The organism is uncultured Campylobacter sp. (assembly GCF_938017615.1).
Classification (GTDB): Bacteria; Campylobacterota; Campylobacteria; order Campylobacterales; family Campylobacteraceae; genus Campylobacter_B.
Window position 1 is genome coordinate 1 of sequence record NZ_CALIJA010000038.1, and the last position, 6,093, is coordinate 6,093.

General features: G+C 49.0%; 5 protein-coding genes. 3 read left to right on the forward strand and 2 right to left on the reverse strand.

Annotated elements, in window-relative coordinates:
* Together Q0620_RS01475 and Q0620_RS01480 are read left to right on the forward strand one after the other, a co-directional pair.
* The coding region (locus Q0620_RS01475) for a TonB-dependent receptor (RefSeq protein WP_366125016.1) at window positions 1–2,042 on the forward strand (2,042 nt) is incomplete at its 5' end.
* 119 nt (window positions 2,043–2,161) lie between these two features.
* Window positions 2,162–2,953 (forward strand): class I SAM-dependent methyltransferase, encoded by a 792-nt coding sequence (locus Q0620_RS01480; RefSeq protein ID WP_298782919.1) that lies wholly within the window; start codon window positions 2,162–2,164, stop codon window positions 2,951–2,953.
* Between the two features lie 346 nt (window positions 2,954–3,299).
* On the opposite strand, the gene Q0620_RS01485 is transcribed toward Q0620_RS01480, so the two are convergent.
* Together Q0620_RS01485 and Q0620_RS01490 are read right to left on the reverse strand one after the other, a co-directional pair.
* Window positions 3,300–4,430 (reverse strand): hypothetical protein, encoded by a 1,131-nt coding sequence (locus Q0620_RS01485; protein WP_298782920.1) that lies wholly within the window; start codon window positions 4,428–4,430, stop codon window positions 3,300–3,302.
* A 55-nt stretch (window positions 4,431–4,485) separates the two neighbouring features.
* Window positions 4,486–5,040, reverse strand: coding sequence for a manganese efflux pump MntP family protein (locus Q0620_RS01490; protein ID WP_298782921.1), 555 nt, complete (start codon window positions 5,038–5,040; stop codon window positions 4,486–4,488).
* Between the two features lie 86 nt (window positions 5,041–5,126).
* On the opposite strand from Q0620_RS01490, the gene Q0620_RS01495 reads away from it, so the two are divergent.
* Window positions 5,127–5,756: a hypothetical protein gene (locus Q0620_RS01495; protein ID WP_298782922.1), complete on the forward strand. Its 630-nt coding sequence runs from the start codon at window positions 5,127–5,129 to the stop codon at window positions 5,754–5,756.
* Window positions 5,757–6,093 lie beyond the last annotated feature (337 nt).

Consider the following 6,093-nt stretch of genomic DNA (forward strand, 5'->3'; position numbering starts at 1 on the left):
CGATCGCGCTAAGTTTGTGCGCCGCCTTACAACTAAACGGAGCCGAAAACAACGCTACGTCCGTAAATATCGGCGCGCCTAGCGCAGGGGCGGTAAATTCCGCAGCTCCTAAAAACGCTTCCGGCGCGAACTCCACGAAGCTGGGCACCATCGTAGTTACCGCGACGGGCTTTGAAGATATGCTTAAAAACGAGGTTCGCAACGTCTCGGTCATCACCGCGGAGGATATGGAAAACCGCGGCTACCGCGATCTGCGCGAAATTTTAGAAAAGGCGCCGGGGGTTAGCTTTCACGGCGATACGGTCGATCTGCGCGGACAGGGCCAGAAGGCAAATACCTCCGTCAAGGTTCTTCTTAACGGAGTCGCGCTCAATATGATCGACACGACGCCGACGCCCATCCCGATCGATCTAGTTCCGATCGAAGATATTGAGCGCGTGGAGATCATCCCCGGCGGCGGTAGCGTGCTTTACGGCAGCGGCACCAGCGGCGGCGTGATAAATATCATCACGAAAAAGGGCGCAAAATACCCATACGCCAATATCTCGACCAAGATCGCGTCGTATAATTATAAAGATCTAAATTTCGGCGCAGGCGGGAATGTGAGCGAAAATCTATTTCTAAAGACCGCGATAAAGGGCTTTGATCAGCATGGATACCGCAAGGGCGAAAGAGAGCGAGGTTACTATACATCATTTGGACTAAATTATAAAATTTCAGATGATCAAAGCCTCTCTTTTAATCCGAGCTTTTATCGCGCTAGGACGCATGATGTGCCGAGTTTAGGACTTGCCAAACTTAAAGTGGATCGCCGCCAGCAGGGAGGCGAGAGGACCTTTACCAAAAGCACGCGACTAAATTTTGACTTGGATTATGCGGTGAAATTTGGCGATAGATTTGAAGCAAATTTACAGCCTTATTATCAAGATATTAGAATTTTGCAAAAGGGCTTTGTGATGAAAGATCGCAAAGAAGGGGCGAATTTAAAGGGCAAGCTTACCTATGATAACGACGAGCTCATAGCGGGATATGATTATCTTAAAAATAAGGGCTTCCGCAAGATTGACTTTACCACTCCGATGAATCCCATGATGAGCCTTTCACAACTTACGATCTTTGATATGCAAAAACAGACGCACTCGGTTTATGCCTTAGAAAAGCACGACTTCACGGAGCTATTTTCACTTAGTGCTGGCGGGCGTTTTGAGCGCGCCGAATACAAAGTAGATCGCGAGGTCTCTACGACGATGCGTAGGATGGGGCGCATCTTTCACACTCAAGACAGCACACACGTAACGGACGATAAAAACAACTATGCGTTTGAGATCACGCCGAATTTTAAATATTCTAAAGACGGCAATGTCTATTTTAAATTTGAGCGAGGCTATATCTCGCCGGGTCCTAATCAGCTCATCGATAAGCTAAGTTCTAGCGGCCCTTACGTGCTTAATAACCTCAAATCCGAAATCTTTAAAACCTACGAGATCGGCATGAAGGATCTAATCTATGGGCAATACGTAAGCGCGACGCTGTTTTGGACCGATACGAAAAACGAGATCGTAAACGAGCTACTCGGTAGCGGCTTTAATAGCGGTTGGCATTTCATCAATATCGACGAGACGCGCCGCAAGGGCGTGGAGCTGTATGCGGAGCAAAGTCTGCTTTCAAATTTAAAGCTTAGCGAGACCTTTTCATACGTGGACGCCAAGATCCAATCCGGCGCGAATAAGGGCAAGCAGGTTCCGCTGGTGGAGCGCTCAAAGTTCGTTTTGGGCGTCGATTACGAGCCGATTAGAAATTTAACGCTGATGAGCGATTTTAAATATTTCTCATCATCGCACGACGCCAACCACGATAGGATCGATTCGCGCACGATCGTGGATCTGGGCGCTGCGTACCGCTTCGCAAGCGGATTTTTGATAAGCGCGGGAGTCAAAAACGTCTTTGACGAGGAGTATAATTACAACCAAAATTTACGCTCGGACATCTATACTCCGGCTCCAGGGCGCAACTATTACGCGGAGTTTAAATACACCTATTAGCGTGCGTTTAAATTTAAGCGAGGTTTGAGCTGCGAAATTTAAAATTTATGGGCGGAATTTAAAATTTCGCCGCAGCGCGCTTTGCCGCCGCGGGATTAAATTTAATAAAAGGAGCGAAGATGAAACCGGACTATAAAAACTGGGTGCCTAAGGGCATGATCGCGGGCTTTGCCGCGGGTGCGGGCGTAGCGCTAGTTTTATTTTTGATTTTCGGCGTTTGCGGCGCTTTTGTTGGCGGCGTGCTGAGGTGGTTTCTTGCTGGGCTTTTCGGCGCCGCGGCGCTGGTTTTGATCGGCTTTACGATCTACTGCGTCGTGTGGTACCGCGCGTTTGATTACGGCGGCAAGCGTCAGCTCTCTCGCGCGATCGTAGAGGGCACGGCGAAATACGTGGATCTGCCCGAGGGCGGGCGGGGGCTAGACGTAGGCTGCGGCAGCGGCGCGCTAACGATCGCCGTCGCTAAGCGCAACCCGCAGGCATCGGTGCTAGGCGTCGATCGCTGGGGCTTTGAGTACGCGTCTTTTAACAAGCAGCTGTGCGAATCCAACGCGCGCGCCGAAGGGGTGCAAAACACTAGCTTTGAGCAAGCCGACGCCACGCAGCTGCCCTTTGAGGACGGCAGCTTCGATGCGGTTACAAGCAACTACGTATATCACAACATCATGCGCAAGGACCGCCAGGAGCTGCTTTTAGAGACGCTCCGCGTGCTTAAAAAGAGCGGCAGCTTCGCAATCCATGATCTTTTTTCGCGCGGAAACTACGGCGACATGGACGCTTTCATCGCACGACTTAAGGAGCAGGGCTACGAGCAGCTCGAGCTTATAGATACAACTCAGGGGCTTTTTATGGGCCCGCGCGAAGCCAAATGGCTGATGCTAGGCAGCTCAAAGCTTCTGGTGGGCAAAAAATAGAGAGCCTTTGTAAATTTTGAAATTTGAGTTAATTTAGAATTCCTAGGCGACGGATTTAAATTTAAGGCGACCGCTTTTATGAAATTTCGCTTTTAAATTTTGAAATTTTATGATTTTGTAGCGTGCGGCACGGCGTGAGTTCGGGCGTAGAACTATGCGCTTAAAATTTTAATATTTTCGTGCAAATCTGCATTTTCTTAACGTAAAGTCGCGATACATCGAAATAAAGCGGCAACATCGCGGTAAGATTTTAAAAAACCAAAGTTGTGCGATGTATGCAAGCCATGCGCGCTTTAAAGCCGCAAAAATATCTTTTAATCGGGCCTATAAGCGGGCTCGGTAGAATTTAAACGCGATATAGGCTAAAGCAGCCGTAGTCGGTGCGCACGGCTAAAAATTCCTCGCCATTTATGCGCTCAAATTTCGCCTCGCAGCGCTTCACGACGTGCGAGAGCTCAAAGCTAAGCCGCGAATCCCCGCTTTTTAGATCGATGATGCGGGCTTTGTCGTACTTTATTAACGTCAGCCTCGAACCGTCCGCGCTAATGCAAAGCTCGTCCGCCTCGGCGCATTCGTCTCGCAGCCAAGCGGGATTTAGCCGCTCGCCGTTTGCGGTATAGAGGCAAACTAGATTGCCCGCGTAGCGCTCCTTGCCTAACACCGAGCCGTCCGCCAAAAAGCAAATTTTATCAAAAATGCCGAAATTGCCTTTTATTTCATTTAAAATTTCGCCGCTTAGCGTGCTTAAAATTTTGATCTCGTTTTGCTTGCAATGAAGCGCAAGTCGCGTACCGTCAGCGTCGAGTGCGGCGCAAAGGATCGGCGTGTAGCTTTTCATTTCGGATTTGTATTCGGCCAGAGGCGAAATCTCGCCGTCGCACAGAGTAAAAATTTGACCGAACATCGCAAACGCCGCCGTATCTTTCGCAGCGCAAACGAAACTCGTAAATTCTTTGCTGTTTTTAAAGCTTAACCCTTGAGAGAGATCGCTAAATTCGCCGCTCGCCGGGTCAAATTTAAAGATAAAATGATCCAGATCCAAAAACAAAATTTCGCCCGCGCGCTCCGCCTGCCATGCAAGCGGCTTTGGCAAGAGGGTCTGCTGCTTTACGGCGCCGCTCGCGTCTAGCCTGATGAGAAAATCATCCAGCGCGCCTCCATCTTTGTAGCCGCCGCATTTATAGACGAAAAGCTCGCCTTCTGCGCCCGCAAAGGCTAGCGCGCCCGTGTATCCGCCGCCGATGTAGACGTGCAAACTCGCTTCGCCCGCTTTCGCGTAGCTGTTTTGCATGGCGTAGCCTTTTTTCAGGCTCTCCCACTCCTTTTTCGCGCAGGCTTTTTGCGCTTCGTCCGTGCTAGCAAACTCCTTTTGCGTCTGCCTCGTTTTGCCGTTTTTGACGCTCTCGCTGAGTAAAATTTTGCCCTCTACGCGCAAATTTAGGCGGTCACCGCTGCTTAAATTTATTAAATTTTTCATTTTTGCTCCTGCGGATTAGTTTTAAAAATTATCGCAAAGCGGCGCTTAAAAGCCGCTAAATATCGATAACGCCGAGGTGCGAGAGTAAAATTTTAACCCCGATTAGTATCAAAATCACGCCGCCTAAAACGAGTGCCTTTGAGTGCAGATATTCGCCCGTTAGCTTGCCTGCGTAGCACGCCGCGACGCACAGCGCGAAGCAGACGAGCCCGATTACGCAACAGGCGTAGAGGATGTTTATCTCGCCAAAGGCAAAGGTCACGCCCACGGCCATAGCATCGATGCTGGTAGCGATCGCACCCAGCACCAGCTCCTTCGTGCTTAGGCGAAGATCTGGCTCGTCCTGCTCGCGGCGGGATTCCGCGATCATCTTAACGCCTAAAAACGATAAAATTCCAAACGCGACGAAGTGATCGATTTGCGCGATAAATTTTACGAAATTTATCCCCAAAGCATAGCTCGCAAGCGGCATTATGAACTGAGCCGCCGCGTAGAAAAACGCGATGCGCGCGATCTGCGCAAATTTAAAATTCGGATATTTCGCGCCGTTTGAGATACTAAGCGCGACGCTGTCCATCGCAAGCGCGAAAGCGATGAGTAAAAGCTCCATATTTAGCCCTTTTGGTATTATAAAAGCGTTGATTATACATTAAAATTTTCGAAATAAAATAATCAATCTTTAATTAGGGAAAAACTTTGCTTAAAAAATTAATCTTTTGTTTATTGCCGCTATTTGCGACTGCTAGCTGGGAAGAGGTCGCCGTAAAGGGACTAGACGTGATGCTTAGTGCGGGCGCGGGCGATAGCGAAAATTTTAAAAACTCACTAAGCACTTTGATAGAGCGTGCCGCAAATGAATACGAACGCACTGGCGTGCAGGATTACGAGCTCGATCTGCCTAGCTACATTACCGAGCGCGCGGGCAAAAAAAGCATCGCCGTGCAGAATATGCAAAGGCTGGCGAGCAAGAAGCTAAGTCTTGCCGTAGAGCCGATCAAAAAGCTCGTACTCGCTAAAATAAAAGATATGTCCGAAGCCGATACCAAGGCAGTAATGAGCGGCGAGGTGCTATTCAGCCACTATCTGCGCACCAATGCCTTTGATGAAATTTACGAAATCATTCGCCCTTTGGCACGCGAACTAGGAGCCGACGCGAGCTTTGCTAAAAGCTTTAAAAGTGCCGTCGGACGCGAGCCTGGAGACGATTTTAGTAGCGAATTTAGCAGCGCCTTCATCAACGAAAGCTTCGATTTTTTAAGTAAAAACGAAAGGGAGTTTCGCAAAAACTCGGGCGCGATTTTAAACGCCATAAAGACGATCAGATAGGCGCGACCGCACTAAAATCTCGGCGAAATTTTACTTTAAATTTATGAAAAATTCTATCTCGGAGCTCGCGGAAAATTTTAATTTAAAACCCGCTTTAAATTTTATCTCAAATCAGGCGTGCGAGCGCGCAAAAAACACAGCGCCCGGCGGTAAGGTAAATTTCGCTCCCGCTCCCTACCTCAAAAGAAATTTCAAATTTCAAGATGCGGATGTCCGCTCAAATTCTATCCGCGGAAGAAATTTAAAATTTGCTTCCGTTTCGGTGGGTTTTGCCGCGCGCAATCGTGCCTCGGCCGGTTTTGCCGAGCGCAATCTCGTCGCGCTCTATTCCGCTCCG

What these genes read in the sequence shown, in the direction of transcription:
- Q0620_RS01480 (WP_298782919.1), top strand. Translation starts at nt 2,162, where the DNA reads ATGAAACCGGACTATAAAAACTGGGTGCCTAAGGGCATGATCGCGGGC.
- Q0620_RS01485 (WP_298782920.1), bottom strand. Translation starts at nt 4,430, where the DNA reads ATGAAAAATTTAATAAATTTAAGCAGCGGTGACCGCCTAAATTTGCGC.
- Q0620_RS01490 (WP_298782921.1), bottom strand. Translation starts at nt 5,040, where the DNA reads ATGGAGCTTTTACTCATCGCTTTCGCGCTTGCGATGGACAGCGTCGCG.